15 protein-coding genes are annotated in these 20321 nt (G+C 33.7%); 9 read left to right on the top strand and 6 right to left on the bottom strand.

Annotation, left to right across the window (positions count from 1 at the left end; translation table 11 throughout):
• Positions 1 to 92 precede the first annotated feature (92 nt).
• The 6 genes from umuD (at position 93) to ABDW27_RS17275 (ending at position 5595) form a co-directional block, all read left to right on the top strand.
• Positions 93 to 542 (top strand): translesion error-prone DNA polymerase V autoproteolytic subunit, encoded by a 450-nt coding sequence (gene umuD / locus ABDW27_RS17300; RefSeq protein ID WP_343698140.1) that lies wholly within the window; start codon positions 93 to 95, stop codon positions 540 to 542.
• 99 nt (positions 543 to 641) lie between these two features.
• Positions 642 to 1901, top strand: a complete 1260-nt coding sequence (locus ABDW27_RS17295; RefSeq protein ID WP_343697021.1) for a Y-family DNA polymerase — start codon at positions 642 to 644, stop codon at positions 1899 to 1901.
• Positions 1902 to 1939: 38 nt separating this feature from the next.
• Complete coding sequence (locus tag ABDW27_RS17290) at positions 1940 to 3316, top strand: exonuclease domain-containing protein (protein WP_343697020.1); 1377 nt, start codon at positions 1940 to 1942, stop codon at positions 3314 to 3316.
• A 40-nt stretch (positions 3317 to 3356) separates the two neighbouring features.
• Positions 3357 to 3983, top strand: coding sequence for an alpha-ketoglutarate-dependent dioxygenase AlkB (locus ABDW27_RS17285; protein WP_343697019.1), 627 nt, complete (start codon positions 3357 to 3359; stop codon positions 3981 to 3983).
• A gap of 157 nt (positions 3984 to 4140) precedes the next feature.
• Positions 4141 to 4602, top strand: a complete 462-nt coding sequence (locus ABDW27_RS17280) for a DUF1810 domain-containing protein (protein ID WP_343697018.1) — start codon at positions 4141 to 4143, stop codon at positions 4600 to 4602.
• A 249-nt stretch (positions 4603 to 4851) separates the two neighbouring features.
• A complete protein-coding gene (locus tag ABDW27_RS17275) occupies positions 4852 to 5595 on the top strand; it encodes a hypothetical protein (protein ID WP_343697017.1) in 744 nt (247 codons plus the stop codon).
• A 231-nt stretch (positions 5596 to 5826) separates the two neighbouring features.
• On the opposite strand, the gene ABDW27_RS17270 is transcribed toward ABDW27_RS17275, so the two are convergent.
• Positions 5827 to 7239 (bottom strand): amino acid permease, encoded by a 1413-nt coding sequence (locus tag ABDW27_RS17270; protein WP_343697016.1) that lies wholly within the window; start codon positions 7237 to 7239, stop codon positions 5827 to 5829.
• A gap of 368 nt (positions 7240 to 7607) precedes the next feature.
• Between ABDW27_RS17270 and ABDW27_RS17265 the strand changes: the two genes are divergently transcribed.
• The 3 genes from ABDW27_RS17265 to ABDW27_RS17255 all read left to right on the top strand — a co-directional run bounded on the left by ABDW27_RS17265 (position 7608) and on the right by ABDW27_RS17255 (position 10479).
• Entirely contained in the window at positions 7608 to 8006 is a 399-nt protein-coding gene (locus ABDW27_RS17265; protein WP_343697015.1) for a hypothetical protein, read from the top strand.
• 684 nt (positions 8007 to 8690) lie between these two features.
• The gene (locus tag ABDW27_RS17260) at positions 8691 to 10088 is read left to right on the top strand and encodes a HAMP domain-containing sensor histidine kinase (protein WP_343697014.1); all 1398 of its coding nucleotides are present in this window, start codon (positions 8691 to 8693) and stop codon (positions 10086 to 10088) included.
• A complete protein-coding gene (locus ABDW27_RS17255; protein WP_343697013.1) occupies positions 10078 to 10479 on the top strand; it encodes a response regulator in 402 nt (133 codons plus the stop codon). Before ABDW27_RS17260 ends, ABDW27_RS17255 begins: the two co-directional genes overlap by 11 nt.
• Here ABDW27_RS17255 and ABDW27_RS17250 read toward each other — a convergent pair.
• The 5 genes from ABDW27_RS17250 to ABDW27_RS17230 all read right to left on the bottom strand — a co-directional run bounded on the left by ABDW27_RS17250 (position 10471) and on the right by ABDW27_RS17230 (position 19923).
• The gene (locus ABDW27_RS17250; RefSeq protein WP_343697012.1) at positions 10471 to 11622 is read right to left on the bottom strand and encodes a LysM peptidoglycan-binding domain-containing protein; all 1152 of its coding nucleotides are present in this window, start codon (positions 11620 to 11622) and stop codon (positions 10471 to 10473) included. The genes ABDW27_RS17255 and ABDW27_RS17250 overlap by 9 nt on opposite strands.
• A gap of 284 nt (positions 11623 to 11906) precedes the next feature.
• The gene (locus tag ABDW27_RS17245) at positions 11907 to 14171 is read right to left on the bottom strand and encodes an aconitate hydratase (protein ID WP_343697011.1); all 2265 of its coding nucleotides are present in this window, start codon (positions 14169 to 14171) and stop codon (positions 11907 to 11909) included.
• A 128-nt stretch (positions 14172 to 14299) separates the two neighbouring features.
• Positions 14300 to 17071: a bifunctional aconitate hydratase 2/2-methylisocitrate dehydratase gene (locus tag ABDW27_RS17240; RefSeq protein ID WP_343697010.1), complete on the bottom strand. Its 2772-nt coding sequence runs from the start codon at positions 17069 to 17071 to the stop codon at positions 14300 to 14302.
• A gap of 392 nt (positions 17072 to 17463) precedes the next feature.
• Entirely contained in the window at positions 17464 to 18417 is a 954-nt protein-coding gene (locus tag ABDW27_RS17235; protein WP_343697009.1) for a MoxR family ATPase, read from the bottom strand.
• Positions 18418 to 18495: 78 nt separating this feature from the next.
• On the bottom strand, positions 18496 to 19923 hold the full coding sequence (locus tag ABDW27_RS17230) for a peptidylprolyl isomerase (RefSeq protein WP_343697008.1): 1428 nt from the start codon (positions 19921 to 19923) through the stop codon (positions 18496 to 18498).
• Positions 19924 to 20321 lie beyond the last annotated feature (398 nt).

Raw genomic sequence — 20321 nt, 5'->3', positions numbered from 1 at the left:
AATTTGTTATAATTTGGAACAGCAAATATACATAAAATGTTATTATCTGTACTAATTTTGTTTTGTATAAAAAACGCCTTTTGGGAGTGATTATGAAATTGAAAAATACAAATACCACAAAATTAACAGCCTTTTACATCCCTGATTTAAGTTCGGATGTAAAAATTCCTTTTTTTGATGTTGGTATAAGTGCCGGCTTTCCTTCACCTGCTGATGACTTTATCGAATTATCGATTGATCTTAATAAAGAATTAATCAGACATCAATACACTACTTATTTTGCCAGAGTAAAAGGGCATTCCATGAAAAATGTTGGTATCAATGATGGTGATCTATTGATTATTGATAAAAGTCTGGAACCTCAAAATAATAAAATTGCTGTGTGCCAAGTCGATGGCGAATTTACCGTAAAACGCATTCGAATAGAAAAAGACGTTATCTGGCTTATTGCCGAAAATGAAGATTATAAACCTATAAAAGTAACTCCCGAAAATAATTTTGTGATTTGGGGAATTGTAACCCACAGCATTAAAACTTTTTGAGTTTAATGTCACACTGAGCGAAGTCGAAGTGCTTCATAAAATAAAAGGTCTTCGACTTCGCTCAGACTGACAAAATAGAAATAAATAACACATTTAAAAATGTTTGCTTTAGTCGATTGTAACAATTTTTATGCTTCTTGCCAAAGAGTATTTGAACCGCATTTAAGAGGAAAACCTATCGTTATTCTCTCAAACAATGACGGCTGTGTTATTTCGCGTTCTGACGAGGCTAAAGCTTTGGGTATACCAATGGCAATTCCTGCTTTTAAATACGAATCTATTTTTAAGGAAAAGAACATTTTTGTTTATTCTTCCAATTATCCGTTGTACGGCGATATGAGCAATCGGGTAATGAATTTACTTCGAAATTATACTCCTGAAATCGAAATCTATAGCATCGACGAAGCTTTCCTAAAATTCTCTGGTTACGATTTATTTGATCTGAATGCACTGGGGCTGAAAATGCGAAAAGAAGTCACACAAGGAACAGGCATTCCTGTTAGCATAGGTTTTGCGCCAACCAAAGCTTTGGCAAAAATGGCGAATAAAATTGCCCGAAAATTTGCAGATCGTACGCAAAACGTTTATTGCATTGACTCGGAAGAAAAAAGAATTAAAGCCTTAAAATGGGCTAAAATTGAAGATGTATGGGGAATTGGAAGAAAGCACGCTAAACGACTTAAAGCCAAAAAAGTTAATACGGCTTATCAATTTACCCAACTACCAGATGCCTGGGTCAGAAAAGAAATGTCGGTTGTAGGACTGCGATTGAAACATGAATTAGAAGGAAAACCAACTTTAGATTTAGAAGAAGCTGCAGACCGAAAAATGATTGCCACAACAAGATCTTTCGAAAAAAGATATACCACTTATGAAGAAATATCAGAACGAATCAGCACGTTTACCGCTTCTTGTGCCGAAAAATTAAGGCGTCAGAACTGTCATTGTAATATGGTAACGGTTTTTATACAGACGAGTTTTATAAAGAATGAAGAATCGCATTATTCACGAAGTATTACCATTACAACCGATTTCCCAACCAATTCTACGATAGAATTGAATGCAGCGGCGCAAAAAGGATTTAAAGCTATTTTTAAAAAAGGCTATCGTTATAAAAAAGCCGGTGTAATTGTAATGGGTTTAACGCCAAACAGCGAAACACAACTGAATCTGTTCAATACTTCAAATCCTAAACATCAGCCTTTAATGAATGTAATTGATAAAATGAACCGGGATTATGGCAACAACAAAATTAAATTCGGTGTACAGTCTTTAGGGCGGCAATGGAAAATGAGGCAAAACAGATTATCTCCTAAGTTTTCGACTTTACTCAAAGATGTTATTATAGTCAAAGCTTAGTTAAACAACAGAAATAAAACATTTTACGTTATATACAGATGAAAAATACGGAATATGCTATAGTCGATATTGAAACCACAGGCGGAAATGCCAGTGGCAGCCGCATTACAGAAATTGCGATCATTATTCATGATGGCAAAAATGTATTGGAGCGTTATGAAACTCTTGTAAATCCTCAACAGGACATTCCTCCTTCTATTTTTGGATTAACGGGTATTGATAACGAAATGGTAGCCAATGCGCCAATCTTTGATGATATTTCTGAGAAAGTTCTCGAAATGCTGACAGATCGTATTTTTGTTGCTCATAACGTAAACTTTGACTATTCGTTTGTGCATCATCAATTGGAACAGGCTGGTTTTAAATGGTCTGCAAAAAAACTTTGTACCGTTCGTGCAGCCCGAAAAATCAAACCGGGATTAGGTTCTTATAGTTTAGGAAATCTTTGTAATTCTTTAAATATCAATTTAGAAAACCGACATCGTGCCGGCGGAGATGCAGATGCTACAGCGTTATTATTTTCTCTTTTAATGGAATGGGATGATGCCGGAGAAATCGAAAAAATGATCAAAAAAACGGCTCAGGATCAGCGTTTGCCTCCTAACCTTCCACCAGATGATTTTAATAATTTACCCGAAAAACCAGGTGTTTATTATTTCTATAATCAGGCAAAAAAAGTGATTTATGTTGGAAAAGCTATTAATCTGAAAAAACGTGTCGCCTCGCATTTCAGCGGAAACAATATCAATCCGCAGAGACAGCATTTTTTAAGAGATATTCATGGAATTTCTTTTGAAGTATGCGCTACCGAATTAATGGCGCTTTTACTGGAATGTACCGAAATCAAAAAACTCTGGCCAACTTACAACAGAGCCTTAAAACGTTTTGAAGCCAAATTTGGCATCTATCAATATGAAGCCCGAAATGGTTATAAATATCTGGCTATCGGGAAAGTAAGTAAATTTCAGGTCTGCATTCATGAATTCAGCAGTTTGCATGAAGGTATTAATTTACTTCGTAATCTGGCTGAACGTTTTGAAATCGATCATCGTTTCTGCAAATATTCAAAAAATGAAGGAGAATTTTTCTATAATAATGAAGTAAAAAGTCTTCCTGATGTTATCATGCACAATGCACAAGTCGATAACGCAATTGATTATCTCTTAAATAACAGACCTACTTTTGCGATTATTGATAAAGGAAAATCAAAAGAAGAACGCAGCTGTGTCTGGATTGAAAACGGGCATTTTTATGGCATGGGATATCTTCCTTCGGATATTTCGATTCATGAACCTTCAGACGTAAAAAATTATGTTACGCCTTATAAAAGCAATCAATATATCGAACAGTTGATTTTTACTTATGCAGAAAAGCATCCCGGAAAAGTATATTTTAAAAAACATTTCTTAGTCTAAAATCAAATTAGAGAAAAATAGAGCTGTAAAATTCAAAATTATGACACTATTTAGCGACACCGAATTATTTACTACCGGACACGGAGGTAAAAAAATATTTGATCTTCCGGACTGTGAACTGATTCTGATTGATAATTTCTTCAGCAAAGAAGAATCTGATTCTTTTTATGAACGAATACTGCGTAAGACCAAATGGAGAGAATATGAAATGGAGATTTACGATAAAACGTATACCGTACCCCGAATGATTGCCTGGTATGAGGATAAAGACAACGTTGGTGCTGATCCAAACGGGCCTGACTGGACGTATGAATTATTAAAAATCAGAAGCCGTGTTGAGAAAGAAACCCAGCTTGACTTTAACAGTCTTCTATTAAATTTATATCGAAACGGAAAAGATGGCGTAGGCTGGCACAGCGACAAAGAAGATAAGTGTGGCAAAGACCCAATTATAGCATCTGTTACTTTTGGAGAAACTAGAATGTTTAAACTCCGTCATAAATTCAGGAAAGATATTCCGCTGGTTGAAATACCGCTTCATCATGGTTCTTTCTTACTAATGGCGGGAACTACAAATAGTTTTTGGCAGCACCATGTTCCCAAAACAGCACGTAAAGTTTTACCCAGAATAAATTTAACTTTTAGGCAAACGTACCGTAATGTGTAATTCATTAAGAACTAAAAACTAGCTGATTTATTAACTCAAAACTGATGAAGAAAATTCTGTCGAAAAAAGTTAAAATACTGATTGTATGAACGTTTTATTAGGCTGAACTCTCCTTTTTTACTATTTTTGCAACCTTTTTAAAAAATATAATACCGTAATGGCTTATTCAAACAATGATTTAGCGCGCTTCTTAGATGCGCAGAACAAACTTTATCTTACCGCTCTTTCTGAAATCGGAAAAGGGAAAAAAGAGACGCATTGGATGTGGTTTATTTTTCCGCAAATTAAAGGATTGGGTACAAGTGATACAGCAAATTTGTATGCCATTAACGATTTAAAAGAAGCTTCAGATTATTTAGAACATCCAATTTTAGGAAAACATTTAATCGAAATTTCAGAATTGCTGTTAACCTTTAAAATGAAATCTGCAGATGGGATTTTTGGCGATTTAGATGCCCGAAAATTACGTTCTTGTATGACTTTGTTTTCTTTAACTGAAAATGCAAACCCGATATTTCAGGAAGTTCTGGATGCTTTTTTCTCCGGAGAATCAGATCCGCTTACGATATCAATTATTAATTCAACTATAGAATCATCTCTAGAGCCTGCAATTGTATAAAGTACAGTCTCATTGATTTTTTACATTCTAAAAGACATTGTTTTCTAAACAGTGTCTTTTTTTTGCTGAAAATTCAAACAATTTTCCCTCTCTACTTTAACGAAATTTCACTAAATAAAGCCTTATTTACGATATATAATATTTCATTAAAAACTTAAAAATGCTTCAAAGTCTCTGTTTTTAGGGCATTGTTCATGTGGCATGTATCTTGTTTTTTTCAAAAGCAATTAACATTAAACCACATACATCATGAAAAAATCAATGTTTATCTTGCTCATCATTTTTTTCAATTATACTGCTTTAATAGCCTGCGATAAATGCGGTACTTATAACAATAGTGATTTTAAAATAAAATCTGCTTCTATAACTCACAAAGCCGATTTGGGAATTACGGTGTGGGATATTAAAGTAGAAGGAACTGCAGGGAAAACAATGCCTAAACCTGTTGGACAACTAAACGGAGCTCCTGTTTTAGCGTATGTTTTTCCAACAACTTTAAAATCGTCTGATATTGGTTTTGGCGAAGTCGAGGGAATTGTGGCTTTGGGGTTAACCTCACATCCTGATTTTGAAGACACGCCTCTTTGGGATGAAAATCTTGACGGAAATTATCTTAATGATGGTTTAATATGGCATGCACACTGGGTGCTTTTGGTAGAAGATAAACGTGTTGGCGGCGGACTTTCGGTTAAAGAATTTAAAAAAGGGGATCCTAATGTTGTGCTTCCGCCTACAAATCCAGGAATGGCGATGTATATGGATAGTCCGGGTTTTAATATTGTTTCTAAAGGAAATTCAATAAAAGTAATTGTTCCTGATTTTAGAATCAATAATAAAACCAACTTCAAATTTGATGCTGTAAGTTGTTATATGGAAGTAAGCACCGGCGCCGGAGGTTCGCATGAAAGTGAAGGCAGTAAACCAATGCTGGGCGTTTACAAAGTTTATACTGTTGCAAGTGGCAATCTTTCACTTCCTTATTCTGTTAAATAATTCAATTTTCAATTAATATGAAAATCTAGAACAATCTTAATCAGGTTTTTTAAATTTTCATTTTAAATAGTTATTCTTTAAAGGATTTCTACAGCTTGGTTTCTTAATTCTTACTTCAGCACTAAGTATTAAAAATCAAATGTAGAATCCTTTTAATTTATATAAGAAAACCGCAGACTAAATGATTAAAATTCATCTAGTCTGCGGTTTAAGTTTTATAGAAAAAAGTTCTTAGTCTTCTTTTGGTTTTGTTAAATAATAAACCGGAATTCCTGTCAGCATAATTAAAACTCCCCAGCCGCAAGTAGAAAATTTTGTAATTAATAAAGAAACACAAATTGCTGTTGCTGTAACAATGTAAAGCATAGGTAAAAACGGATATCCGAATGCTTTATAAGGCCTTTCGGCATCCGGCATTTTTTTACGCAAAATGAAGATTCCGTAGATTGTCAAAATGTAAAAAATCAAAACGATAATGATTACAAAATCTAATAAATCTCCATATTTACCTGTTAGACACAAAGCCGAAGCCCAAATACACTGTGCCCAAAGTGCCCACGCAGGAACGCTTGATTCGTTTAAAACGGCAGCTTTCTTAAAGAACAAACCGTCTTTTGCCATCGTATAATACACTCTCGCACCCGCCATGATTAATCCGTTGTTGCAGGCAAAAGTCGAAATCATAATCATAATAGCAATAATCAATGTTCCGATGTTTCCGAAAATATATTGCGCTGCTACAACCGCAACACGATCTGATTTAGCTGTTGCAATTTCGTCTAATGGAATTACAGCCAAATACATAATATTGGTTAAAACATAAATAATCGTTACTATAAAAGTTCCAAGAAATAAGCTCAAACCAACATTTCGCTGTGGATTTTTAATTTCTCCGGCAATAAAAGTTACTCCATTCCAGGCATCACTTGAAAATAACGATCCTACCATTGCTGCTGAAATTCCGGTAATCAAAGCCGTTCCGCTTATTGGCAGCCAAGATCCACTTTCAGTATTATAATTACGTGTCGTCCATGCATCGGCCCAGTTAGTATCCCAAACCGAAGCTTTTGCTGCAAGTGTTAATCCAAAAATGATTAAACCAAACAATGATAAGATTTTGATAATAGTAAGAACAGTTTGAAGAATTTTTCCGTTTTTAACACCTCTACTGTTAATAAAAGTCAGTAAAATTATCGTGAAAATTGATACTAATTGCGCTGCATTGAGCTTGAAAGAGCCTAATTCATAAAGTATATTTTCATCACTTAATGGCTCATAAAGATAGGCAGCAAACTTTGAGAATGCTACTCCAACAGCAGCGATTGTTCCGGTTTGAATTACGGCAAAAAAACTCCAGCCATACAAAAAAGCAATTAATTTATTGTAAGCTTCTTTGAGATACACATATTGTCCTCCCGCTTTTGGAAACATTGAGCTTAATTCGCCATAACTTACGGCGGCAATAATTGTTATTAAGCCCGAAATTAGCCAGATTAATGTCAGCCATCCGGCGGAGCCTACTTGTCTTGCGATATCAGCACTTACAATAAAAATCCCGGATCCAATCATAGAACCAACCACCAGCATGGTTCCATCTAATAATCCGAGTTCTCGTTTAAAATGTTCTTGTTCGTTTTCTTGCATTTTTTTGGTTTTAGGGTTGGTTAAAGATATACTTTTTTCTGAAATTTTATAATTTCTGTTATAAATTTTGGGATTCTTAAATGCATTTTAAGACATGCTCCTTCGAGTCAGACTTTCGCTTATATTTTTTACTCTTATTTTCTTCGTAAAAGGATAACTATCTCTCACTCTTTCAATAAAAAATTATAATTACGGTTTTCCATAAAATATTATTTATTGAAGAATTTACATTTGAGGAATCAAATTAAAACATTCAAATTATGACGTTTATAAATTATTTCAGACACAATAACAAAACTTTAATTTTAACAGAAAAAAATATTCAATCTGTAAATTTTCTAAGACTAAATAACTGTCTATCATTTATCTTGAAAAGAATATTCTTTACACTGATTCTGTTCACATTGCATTCTTGTTCCAGCAACTATTACTTTGTAAATATTGATGAAGACACAACTATTTATACTTCTAAAGAAGGAACAGAATCTATTGCTGTAATCCCAAAAGGATATGGTGCATATATAAATACGAGCAGTAAAAAGTACAGAAAAATTAAATGGAAAAACTATAAAGGATGGGCTATAAATCCAATTTACAGCAATGCTAATACAACTAATAATTATAATTCTTCTAGCAGCAATTATCACACATCCACAAATAACGCTTCTTCCAACATTTCAGGAGGATCTGTACATGTTAAAGGTTATACTAGAAAAAATGGAACTTATGTAAGCCCTCATACAAGAAGTACTCCCAGAAGACGATAGTAAAGAATGTTATATAAATTGGCAATTCAAATGTTACTCAAAACCTATGTATGGTTATGCTATGTTTGGCGATGATTTGTTTGTTAATGTACATTTATCAAAAATGAATTGTTCTGCAGATGATATTTCAGAAATGAAAGAAATATTAAACTCTTTGAAAAAAGAAGAGAAATAAGTTCCTTAAACCTTTTAATTCGAAACTATAATTGAAATGATTTCATTTTAATTATAGTTTTTTTATGCTCTTTTATAAACGGTTGAGTTAAAAAACGCACCTAATCATAGTTAAACAAAAAGAAATACTTTTTTGAAAACACGTGTTATATTATTATGCATGCATATTTATTTAGAATCACTCTTTTTAATAAAAAAGATTTTAGCAAAAATCAAATAAAAACCTAATAAACAATTAGTTAAATTAAATATTTTGTGTTTCTAAAAATTAACAGGAAAAAATGATCGTCGTGTAAAAACATAATATTTTTTTACTAAATTTGATTAAAGACATTACAAGTCTTAAAATTTAAATAATTTAATTAACAATTGTTTATTTTTTCGTTTTTAAAATAGTCCGCCTCAAAACTATTCTAAAAAGGAAAAATCATGCAAGCTCGATATAAGACCGAATATTAATATTAACCTACTAATATGAAATTGCTGTATAAGATTCGATCTTTAAAAAACATGCGTTTACCAAATGTTTTCATCCTTATTTTAATCGTATTCATTTCCTGTGCATTATTAATATGCATTAATATTTTTACTATAAAAATATTATCAGCAAACAGGGCTTATGTAAACGGCGAGTCACATTATTCAAAAGGACAAAAAGACGCTTCACTTCACCTGATTACTTATCTATACAATAAAGATCCAAATCAATATAAATTATATCTTGAAGAACTTAAGGTTCCGCAAGGTGACGGAATTGCCAGAAAAACATTGTTGAAAGCCGGCGACAATCAAGTGGCGCGGCAGGGCTTTTTAATTGGCCGGAATCACAAAGATGACTTAAATGATATCGTATGGCTATTTGTTAATTTCAAAAAAGTTTCTTTTTTAGCAAAAGCAATCCACGAATGGGAACAGGGAGATCTACTAATAGAAAAGCTTTTTATAATTGGAACTCAAATTAATGCTAAAATTCAGCACAACACATTAACTACAGCTGACCAAAAAAAATTTCTTCGTTTAATTAGCAGCATAAGCGCCAAACTTACCATCAATGAGCGTAATTTTTCTAATACTTTAGGCGAAGGAACCCGGAAAATAAAGAATCTCTTAATCTTAACGAATTTCATTTTTACCCTAATCATCATTTTAAGCGTTTGTTCTTATTATTCAATAATGGTGAAACGATTAATTGTTTCTAAAAAGGAAATTGAAGTTAAAAATGAGAATTTAATACTGGTAAATCACGAACTGGATCGTTTTGTATACAGCGCATCACACGACCTAAGATCGCCTATTACATCTTTAAAAGGATTAATCGAAATCACTCAGCTAGAAGATGATGTAGACCAAATACGAGACTATCTGCGTTTAATGCATCAAAGCCTGGCCAAACAGGATCAATTTATAAGTGACATTATTGATTACTCTAAAAACAAAAGAAAACAGATTATAATGGAACCTGTAAGTTTGAAGGAGATATTTAATGAAGCTATTTCTCAATTAATGCATATTGAAAACGCCAGCAAAATTACTTTCAAACAAGAATTATTGGTTGATCAAATTGAAAGTGACGGTTTGCGTTTAAAAATCATCATCAGCAATTTGCTTTCTAATGCTATTAAATATGCCGACAATAGCAAGCAGGAAATGTTTATTTCAATTAAAACCTATATTCTTGATGGCTTTAATAAAATTGAAGTTTCTGATAATGGAATCGGAATTAATGACGACTGCAAGGATTATATTTTCGAAATGTATTTTGGAACTAACAAAAACAAAGGTTCCGGACTTGGTCTATATATCGTGAAGGAAGCTGTTGAAAATATAAAGGGAAATATTTCTGTATTTTCTGAAAGTAATATTGGAAGTAAATTTGTTGTAACAATCCCTGCTTCATATGGAGTCTAAAACTAACATTTTATTAATCGAAGACAATTTAATTGATCAGCTCGTTACCAAAAAACTGCTGAAAAAGGTTCTTGATATTGACGAAGTTTTTGTAGCCAATAATGGACTTGAAGGCTTGCAATGGATTATTAAAAATAAAAAGAACTACAGCTCATTAATTGTTCTGTTAGATATTCAAATGCCAATAATGAATGGCTTAGAGTTTCTGGATATATTTCAAACTTTAAACGAGGAAATCAAAGAAGAAATTCAGATTTACGTTGTTTCTTCTACTTTAGATCAGGATGAAATTCAGCAAATTAGAAGAAATGAATATGTAAAAGATTTTTTAAACAAACCTTTTCCAATCGATAAACTGAGAGAATATGTTCAAAGTAATTATTTATTGTAAAACACGATTTACCTGCGAAAAAGCTCTTTGGTAATACGGCTCTTTTGTAGAAGAAATCATAACGCCGCCATGTGTTGAAGAGTGAACAAATTTTATTTCTCCATCAGCATTTTCAACGACCATCCCTACGTGATTAATACGGCGTCTGCCATTTGTTTTAAAGAAGATTAAATCTCCTTTTTGTGCTTCTGTACAAGTAACAACTGTACCTATACGGGATTGTTCGATTGAACTTCTTGGCAGTCTAATATCAAAATTACCAAAAGTACAAAACATTAAACCAGAACAATCGAAACCTGCTTTTGTAGTTCCGCCCGATCGATAACGGGTTCCTATATTTTCTGTAGCGTTTAAAATCAACTGATCTATTAGATCTGAATGATTTCCATTAAAAACAAATGTAGAATCTTTTTTAACTACCGTATTATCTGCGATTTGAGTTTGGGTTTCCAGGCCTTCGTTAATTTGAGGCTGGTTGGAAATTACTGCATTTGCCGCATCTGCCTTTTCCTTGGTCGTCCTTATTTTTAAAACATAGCCAACCGGAAGTTTTCCTTTAATAAACGGATTTTGCTTTTCTAATTCTTTTACAGTAATTCCGTATTTTTTTGCGATTGCGTATTTTGTTTCTTTTGGCAGAACTTCTACCGCAATTTCAACATCTGTAGAAGGAATTATTTCCTGTTTTTCGGTATCTAAACTTTTAGTTTCTTTTTCTGAAACTGCTGCATTATTAGATGGAATAATAATTTGCTGTCCAATTTTCAAACCTTCATTTTCCAGCGTGGGATTTGCTTTTTTTAAGTCCTCAACAGAAACATTGTATTTTTTAGAGATTCCCCAAAGTGTTTCTTTCTGTGAAACTTCGTGGGTGCCAGAAGTATTAGTAGTATTATCTGCTATTGATTGTGCAGGATCCTGAGTCTTTTTTACATTCTTATTCGGAATAAGTAAAACCGAGTTTAGTTTTAGAACTTTTGGAGCATTGGGATTAGCTTCTTGAATATCTTTTGCTTTTACTCCGTATTTTTTAGCAATTACAGTAAGGTTTTCTCCTTTTGAGATTTTGTGCTTGATAAATTTTTCCTGAGAGAAAGCTCCAACACTAACAAAAAACAATACTATAATTAATCTAAAAACCATATTTACTTATTAAAGTTCCACCAATTCTTTTTTAAGTTTAGGTAAAAATTCAAACTCAAAAAGCGTAAATATATTACCTAAAAGGCGAATTTAACTTTTTAAACTAAAAAATACACATTTTTTAACAACTAATTTACCTCAATTTTACAAGTTTATACTCAAAACGACCATAACTCTTAGACCCTCTGACGGTTACATTTTTTACATTTTTTTACTACAAAAATTAAAAAAGCGCTCTGTTTTCACAAAGCGCTCCTTTTATAGAAATAATCTAATTTTAAGTTTTAAGCTTTTCCAGCTGCAATTAAGTTTAAAGCAGATCCTGCAACAAACCATCCAATTTGTCCTTCATTATAAGTATGGTTTGCCAAAATAATATCTTTTGTACCATTTGCGTGAACAAATTCTAATGTTAATGGTTTACCCGGAGTAAATTCTGTTAAATCCAAGAAGTTAATTGTATCGTCTTCCTGAATTTTATCATAATCAGCTTCGTTAGCAAAAGTCAAACCTAAAAGACCTTGTTTTTTAAGGTTTGTTTCGTGAATACGAGCAAATGATTTTACCAAAACAGCTTTAACTCCTAAGAAACGAGGTTCCATAGCAGCATGCTCACGAGATGAACCTTCGCCATAGTTATGATCTCCCACAACAATAGACGGAACACCGGCAGCTTTATAAGCACGAGCCACAGCAGGAACAGCATCGTATTGACCTGTTAATTGGTTTTTAACTGAGTTTGTTTTTTGATTATAAGCATTTACAGCTCCAATCAACATATTGTTAGAAATATTATCTAAGTGTCCGCGGAAACGTAACCATGGCCCAGCCATAGAAATATGGTCGGTAGTACATTTTCCGAATGCTTTGATTAACAATTTAGCACCTGTAATATTTTTACCGTCCCAGGCATCAAACGGAGCCAACAATTGCAAACGCTCAGAAGTTGGATTTACCACAACCTGAACACCTGAACCGTCTTCTGCTGGAGCCTGGAATCCCGGATCTTCTGCATAGAAACCTTTAGAAGGAAGCTCGTCTCCAGTTGGCGCATCAAGCATTACTTCTTCCCCATCTTCATTGATTAATTTATCTGTTAACGGGTTAAATCCTAAATCTCCTGCAATTGCCATTGCTGTTACTAATTCTGGAGAACCAACAAAAGCTAATGTATTTGGGTTACCGTCTGCACGTTTTGAGAAGTTACGGTTGAAAGAGTGTACGATTGTATTTCTTTCTTCTTTTTCGGCTCCTTCTCTATCCCACATACCAATACATGGTCCGCAGGCATTCGCAAAAACAGTTGCCCCAATTTTATTAAAAGTATCAATAAATCCGTCTCTTTCAATAGTTGAACGAACTACTTCAGAACCCGGAGTAATGGTAAACTCTGCTTTTGTTTTTAAGTTTTTATCTGCTACTTGTCTTGCCAAAGAAGCTGCACGAGAAATATCTTCGTAAGAAGAGTTGGTACAAGAACCTATTAATCCAACCTGAATTTGTAATGGCCAATTATTTTTAATCGCTTCTTCTTTCATTTTAGAAATCGGCGTAGCTAAATCCGGTGTAAAAGGACCGTTTAAGTGAGGCTCTAATTCTGATAAATTAATTTCGATAACCTGATCAAAATATTGCTCTGGATTTGCATATACCTCAGCATCTCCTGTTAAGTATGAAGCAATTTTATCTGCAGCATCGGCAACCTCAGCTCTGTTTGTAGAACGAAGGTAACGCCCCATTGAAGCATCGTAACCAAAAGTTGAAGTTGTAGCTCCAATTTCTGCCCCCATATTACAGATAGTTCCTTTTCCTGTACAAGACATTGCTGTTGCACCTTCTCCAAAATATTCTACAATGGCTCCCGTTCCTCCTTTTACAGTAAGAATTCCGGCAACTTTAAGAATTACGTCTTTTGGAGCTGTCCATCCTGATAATTTACCCGTTAATTTAACTCCGATAAGTTTAGGAAATTTAAGCTCCCAAGCCATTCCTGACATTACGTCTACGGCATCAGCTCCACCTACACCAATTGCTACCATTCCTAAACCACCTGCATTTACAGTATGAGAGTCGGTACCAATCATCATTCCGCCAGGAAAAGCGTAATTTTCTAATACTACCTGGTGTATAATTCCGGCTCCCGGTTTCCAGAAACCGATTCCGTATTTATTTGAAACTGAAGATAAGAAGTCAAAAACCTCATTACTTTGTGTTTTTGCTCTTGCCAAATCGGTCGCAGCATCTACTTTTGCCTGAATTAAGTGATCACAGTGTACTGTTGTAGGAACTGCTACTTTAGATTTTCCAGCATGCATAAACTGCAATAATGCCATTTGTGCTGTTGCATCCTGACACGCTACACGGTCTGGTGCAAAATCTACATAATCTACTCCTCTTTTAAAAACTTTAGATGGAGCTCCATCCCAAAGATGATTGTATAAAATTTTCTCTGTTAATGTAAGCGGACGACCAACAAGCTCGCGAGCTTTATCTACGCGGGCCGGCATGTTTTCGTACACTTTTTTAATCATTTCGATATCAAAAGCCATAAGTTTTATTATTATTTTTTTGTTTTTTATTTTATTTTCAACATGACAAGTTACAAAAAATAGAGTAGCTATAAAAGAAAAAGCCCGAGTTTATCACCCGGGCTTTTAAAATATTAATAATCGTTAGATTACATAACTAATTGCTTGTTTGAAGGAGCAAACTTAGTTAAGTTAATACCTTCAACTGCAGTTGTATATTCTTCGATAGTAGGAGTTCTGCCTAAAATTGTAGACAAAACTACAACCGGTGTAGATGAAAGTAATGATTCTCCTTTTTTACCTTCTTTGTCTTCTACAACTCTTCCCTGGAAAAGACGTGTTGAAGTTGCCATTACTGTATCTCCTTTTGCTGCTTTTTCCTGGTTACCCATACAAAGGTTACATCCCGGACGCTCTAAGTACAACATGTTTTCGTATTCTGTACGTGCAGCACCTTTTGGAGCGTTATCGTCGAATTCGAAACCAGAATATCTTTGTAAAACTTCCCAGTCACCTTCTGCTTTTAGCTCATCTACAATGTTATATGTTGGCGGCGCTACTACAAGAGGTGCTTTAAATTCAACTTTACCTTTTTGCGCTTCAACGTTTTTCAACATTTGAGCAAGGATTTTCATGTCTCCTTTGTGAACCATACAAGAACCAATAAATCCAAGATCTACTTTTTTATCTCCACCGTAGAAAGATAAAGGTCTGATTGTATCGTGAGTATAACGTTTAGAAACGTCTTTATTGTTTACGTCTGGATCGGCAATCATTGGTTCAGCAATTTGATCCAAATCAACTACAACTTCTGCATAATATTTAGCATTTGCATCTGGAGTTAAAGCTGGTTTCTCTGCCGATTTAATTTCAGCAATTCTCTTATCAGCTTTATTGATTAATCCTTGAAGAACGTGTTTATCGTTATCCATACCTTTATCGATCATGATCTGGATTCTGCCTTTTGCAATTTCCAATGATTCGATTAAAGTATCATCTTCAGAAATACAGATAGAAGCTTTAGCTTTCATCTCTGCAGTCCAGTCAGTAAATGTAAAGGCCTGGTCTGCAGTCAATGTTCCGATGTGAACCTCGATAATTCTTCCCTGGAAAACATTTTCTCCTCCAAATTGATGAAGCATTTGAGCCTGAGTAGCATGAACTACATCACGGAAGTCCATATACCCTTTCATATCTCCTTTGAAAGTAACTTTTACAGATTCTGGAATTGGCATAGAAGCCTCTCCAGTCGCCAATGCAAGAGCAACAGTTCCTGAGTCAGCACCAAAAGCTACCCCTTTTGACATTCTTGTATGAGAGTCACCACCAATAATGATAGCCCACTCATCAATAGTAATATCATTAAGTACTTTGTGGATTACGTCTGTCATTGAGTGATAAACACCTTTTGGGTCACGTGCTGTAATTAAACCAAAATCGTTCATGAATTTCATCAATTTTGGAATGTTTGCCTGTGCTTTTTTATCCCAAACCGAAGCAGTGTGGCAACCTGATTGGTAAGCACCGTCAACGATTGGAGAAATTACTGTAGCCGCCATAGACTCTAATTCCTGAGCAGTCATAAGACCAGTAGTATCCTGAGAACCTACGATGTTAACTTCAACACGAACATCAGATCCTGCGTGTAACACTTTTCCTGGAGTAGTTCCTACAGCATTTCTGTTGAAGATTTTTTCAACAGCAGTAAGTCCTTGTCCTTCATTAGAAATTTCTTTTGATGGAGCAAATACAACCGGAGCAGTAATACCTAAAGTTTTAGCCGCAAATGTTTGTAATTTTTTACCAAAAACGATAGCGTATGAACCACCCGCTTTGATAAATTCCATTTTTTGAGGAGTAAAAGCTTTAGAAATGTCGATTAATTCTTTATCGCCATTGTATAATTTTTTCTCTTTAATATTGATTGTAAGTACAGTTCCTGTAGCAACAGAATAAGCTTGCTCTAAAACTGGCTCATCATTTTCGTTACGAATAACATTTCCGTTAGCGTCTTGTTTTTTAACCCAGTTTTTAAGGTCTAAACCAATACCACCAGTAACGTCAACTGTTGTTAGGAAAATTGGAGAGATTCCGTTTGTTCCTCCTACGATTGGAGCAATGTTAACAAATGGAATATATGGACTTGCTTGTTTTCCTGTCCAAAGTGCCACGTTGTTTACACCTGACATTCTAGAAGAACCAACTCCCATTGTTCCTTTTTCAGCAATTAACATTACACTTTTATCTGGATGCTGTGCTTGTAATTCTCTAATTTCTTGTTGTGCCTGAGGTGTAATCATACACTGCCCGTGAAGTTCACGATCTGAACGCGAGTGCGCCTGATTACCCGGAGAAAGTAAATCTGTTGAGATATCTCCTTCACCAGCAATAAAAGTAACAACCTTAATTTCGTCAGCAACTTCTGGAAGTTTTGTAAAAAACTCTGCTTTTGCATAACTTTCAAGGATATCTTTAGCAACTTCGTTATTATTTTTGAATGCCTCTACTAAACGATCTGTATCTGCTTCGTAAAGGAAAACTTGTGTTTTTAAAACTTTTGCCGCTTCTTTTGCAATAGCGGTGTCATTTCCAAGAGCTAAATCTAAAAGTACTTTAATAGACGGCCCGCCTTTCATGTGCGATAATAACTCAAAAGCAAAAGCCGGAGTGATTTCGCTTACTACAGCTTCACCTAAAATAATCTCTTTTAAAAAGTTAGCTTTTTCACCAGCTGCACTTGTTGTTCCTGGTAATGTATTGTAAATAAAAAACTTAAGAGAATCCTCTCTGTATGGATTGCTTAAATCTTTAATTTGTGCAATGATTTCGCTTAATAATTCAGCTCCATCAATTGGTTTTGGATGAAGTCCCTGACCTTTTCTTTCTTCAATTTCTTGAATGTAATCTTTATAAGTATTCATAATAATGTAGAAGTATTTTTTTTTGTACGCAAATTTAAAGATTAAAGCTGAGAATTAAAAAGAATATAATAGAAGTCGCCTTTTCAAAAATTATTATTGTTAAAAAACGATTTTCGATGCTTGTTTTTGACAAAAACTCAATTTTGAATTAAAAAAATGAGTTTTTGATATTTTAAAATCTTTTCTTTAACAAAGTCGAAATTTGATGTTATAAAGTAAGTGAGATTTTACCTCTATTTTCGCAAAGAATAGTTCTAAATAAGAAATTATAACGTTATAGTTACGATTTTTTGACGTCGTTTGAACATCATCGATCAATTTTTAAATTCCAGACAAAAACAAAAAATCCCGACAATAACTTATCGGGATTTAGTATATCTATTTTGTAAAAATTACATCAATTTTTTAATGATTGTTTCTTCAGTTATTCCTTCTGCATCTGCTTTATAGTTTTTAATAATTCTGTGACGCAGAATTCCGGTTGCTACCGCCTGTACATCTTCAATATCCGGAGAAAATTTTCCGTTGAAAGCCGCGTGAGCTTTAGCTGCCAAAATCAGGTTTTGCGAAGCTCTTGGCCCTGCTCCCCAATCCAGATAGTTTTTTACAAAATCATTTGTCAAAGCATTATCCGGACGTGTTTTACTTACCAAAGTTACTGCGTATTCTATAACATTATCTGCCACAGGAATTCTTCTAATTAAATGCTGAAAATCTATAATTTCCTGAGCTGTAAATAAAGGTTTAATTTCTACCTTATTATCAGATGTGGTTTGTTTTACAACTTTTACTTCTTCTTCAAATGTTGGATATTCTAATTTAATGGCAAACATAAAACGGTCTAACTGCGCTTCCGGCAAAGGATAGGTTCCTTCCTGCTCAATTGGGTTTTGCGTAGCCAGCACAAAATAAGGTAAATCTAGTTTATAGTTCTGTCCTGCAATTGTTACAGAACGTTCCTGCATGGCTTCAAGTAAAGCTGCCTGCGTTTTTGGCGGTGTTCTGTTAATCTCGTCAGCCAAGATAATATTGGAGAAAATTGGCCCTTTTATAAATTTAAAGTGTCTGTTTTCATCCAGAATTTCACTTCCTAAAATATCCGAAGGCATTAAATCCGGCGTAAACTGAATTCTTTTAAAATCTAACCCTAAAGCCTGAGACAATGTATTTATCATTAAGGTTTTGGCTAAACCGGGAACACCAATTAAAAGTGCGTGACCTCCAGAAAATATACAAAGTAAAATTTGATCAATTACGGCATCCTGCCCTACAATGATTTTTGCTATTTCGTTTTTTAACTCAGTACGTTTCTGAACTAAATTATGAATTGCTGTTACGTCAGACATTTATGAATGTATTTTAAATTAAAAAGAGTTAGTTTAATGAATTCATAAAACTAACTCTTTTTCTTTATTTAATAAAAATTATTTTTTCAGCCAGTTATTAGCAAACGTGCAGTCTCTGTACTCTCCAATAATTTTGATATAAGTATCTTTAATTTTAGCATCAAACCATTTTGCAATAGCGTTGATTTGTTTTTCTTTTAATGCTAATTCTTTAATTTTAGTATAATCCTGAGCATAATCAGCAACGTGATCATTGATTCTGTTTGTAACCGTAATCAATTTATACGTTTTCTTTCCTTTTTCATCTGTATTTAAAAGCGGTTGAGAAACTTCATCATCTTTTAAATTTGAAACTTGTCCATATAAACTTGGATCCATTTTAGTTAATTCAAAACGAGTATCCTGAGTGTTAGGATTGATTAAAGTTCCACCGTTTGCTCTGGTTTCTTTTTCATCAGATTCTGTTCTTGCAGCCTCAGCAAAAGTGATTTCTTTATTTACGATTTTAGCTCTTACATTAGCCAGTCTTTCTTTGGCTTCTTTCAAAGCACTTTCAGAAACTACAGGTGCAATCAAAATATGACGTAGTTCAACTTCTTGTCCTTTTATTTTATCAATCATAATAATATGGAAACCAAAAGTTGTTTCGAAAGGTTTTGAAATTTCACCTTCCTGTAAACTGAAAGCAACATCTTTAAACTCTTTTACGAAAGGCGTTTTACGGGTCATTTTGTAATAACCTCCGTTAGGAGCAGACCCTGGATCCTGCGAATATAAAACGGCTTTTGTAGCAAAACTTGAACCATCTAAAACATCTTGTCTAATAGCATTTAATCTGTCGATTACTTTTTGCTTATCTTCTTTAGAAACTTTTGGTTCAGCCACAATCTGTGCTACTTCCATTTCGGCACCAAAAGTTGGTAATTCGTCTTTAGGGATTTTTTTGAAGAAATTACGAACTTCTTCAGGCGTTATCTCAACATCTTTTACAATTTTATCTCTCATTTCTGAGGCTAATTTTTGTTCTTTTAAGATGTCGGCAAAATAAGTTTTAAACTCCTCTACTGAGCTTTTTTTATAGTAAGCCACTACTTTATTGATGTCTCCAACTTGTTGAATCATGTAATTCAAACGCTCTTCCATCATGCTTCTTACTTCGGCATCACTCACAATAATACTATCCTGAATGGCCTGGTGTGCATATAATTTATCTTCTAAAAGTTTACCAAGCATCTGGCATCTTGTAATATCTTTAATATTACCTCCCTGGCTGGCAATCTCTAAATATCCTTTATCAATATCTGAATCTAAAACAATATAATCTCCAACTGTAGCAATAATACCGTCAATTTTTTGTTTTCCGTGCGGAGCCTCTGCCGGTTTTTCAGCTACTACATCCTTAATAACTTCCTGAGCTGAAAGTATTGAGTTGAAAAAAAATAAAAAACACATTGTTAAGACTAACTTATAATCAATTGTTTTTAGCTGTAATTTTTTTAATAACATTATTTTAAATTTAATTTGGATGTTAAAGTTCTGAATTTGAAAAGTGTTATCCTTTAATTTTCTGTTTCAAAAGGTTAAATAATAAACTTCTATTTTCCTTATATAAAACGAACAAAAATAACAATTCAATTACATAATACAACTATCAGCCATAGTATTAACAAAAAATTATGTGGATGGTAATTAATTTCTGTGTTCAAAATTTCATTACTAAAACTTTTTCTTCGGTAAATACAATATTCAATTTACAGTATTAAAAAACACAATCGTTGATTTTCAAGTAACTAAAAAAAAGTTTTAAACACTACAACGTTTTCGTTGTAAAACTATTTTCTTACAAAAACAAATCGAATCAAAAAACTCCTACTTTAGATGCGTAATTAATAATTTATGCGGCT

Source organism: Flavobacterium sp. (assembly GCF_039595935.1).
Classification (GTDB): domain Bacteria; phylum Bacteroidota; class Bacteroidia; order Flavobacteriales; family Flavobacteriaceae; genus Flavobacterium.
This window is presented reverse-complemented; position numbering and strand designations above follow the sequence as displayed.

Coding starts and splice junctions, on each gene's coding strand:
- umuD (WP_343698140.1), top strand. CDS start 93: ATGAAATTGAAAAATACAAATACCACAAAATTAACAGCCTTTTACATC.
- ABDW27_RS17295 (WP_343697021.1), top strand. CDS start 642: ATGTTTGCTTTAGTCGATTGTAACAATTTTTATGCTTCTTGCCAAAGA.
- ABDW27_RS17290 (WP_343697020.1), top strand. CDS start 1,940: ATGAAAAATACGGAATATGCTATAGTCGATATTGAAACCACAGGCGGA.
- ABDW27_RS17285 (WP_343697019.1), top strand. CDS start 3,357: ATGACACTATTTAGCGACACCGAATTATTTACTACCGGACACGGAGGT.
- ABDW27_RS17280 (WP_343697018.1), top strand. CDS start 4,141: ATGGCTTATTCAAACAATGATTTAGCGCGCTTCTTAGATGCGCAGAAC.
- ABDW27_RS17275 (WP_343697017.1), top strand. CDS start 4,852: ATGAAAAAATCAATGTTTATCTTGCTCATCATTTTTTTCAATTATACT.
- ABDW27_RS17270 (WP_343697016.1), bottom strand. CDS start 7,239: ATGCAAGAAAACGAACAAGAACATTTTAAACGAGAACTCGGATTATTA.
- ABDW27_RS17260 (WP_343697014.1), top strand. CDS start 8,691: ATGCGTTTACCAAATGTTTTCATCCTTATTTTAATCGTATTCATTTCC.
- ABDW27_RS17255 (WP_343697013.1), top strand. CDS start 10,078: ATGGAGTCTAAAACTAACATTTTATTAATCGAAGACAATTTAATTGAT.
- ABDW27_RS17250 (WP_343697012.1), bottom strand. CDS start 11,622: ATGGTTTTTAGATTAATTATAGTATTGTTTTTTGTTAGTGTTGGAGCT.
- ABDW27_RS17245 (WP_343697011.1), bottom strand. CDS start 14,171: ATGGCTTTTGATATCGAAATGATTAAAAAAGTGTACGAAAACATGCCG.
- ABDW27_RS17240 (WP_343697010.1), bottom strand. CDS start 17,071: ATGAATACTTATAAAGATTACATTCAAGAAATTGAAGAAAGAAAAGGT.
- ABDW27_RS17235 (WP_343697009.1), bottom strand. CDS start 18,417: ATGTCTGACGTAACAGCAATTCATAATTTAGTTCAGAAACGTACTGAG.
- ABDW27_RS17230 (WP_343697008.1), bottom strand. CDS start 19,923: ATGTTATTAAAAAAATTACAGCTAAAAACAATTGATTATAAGTTAGTC.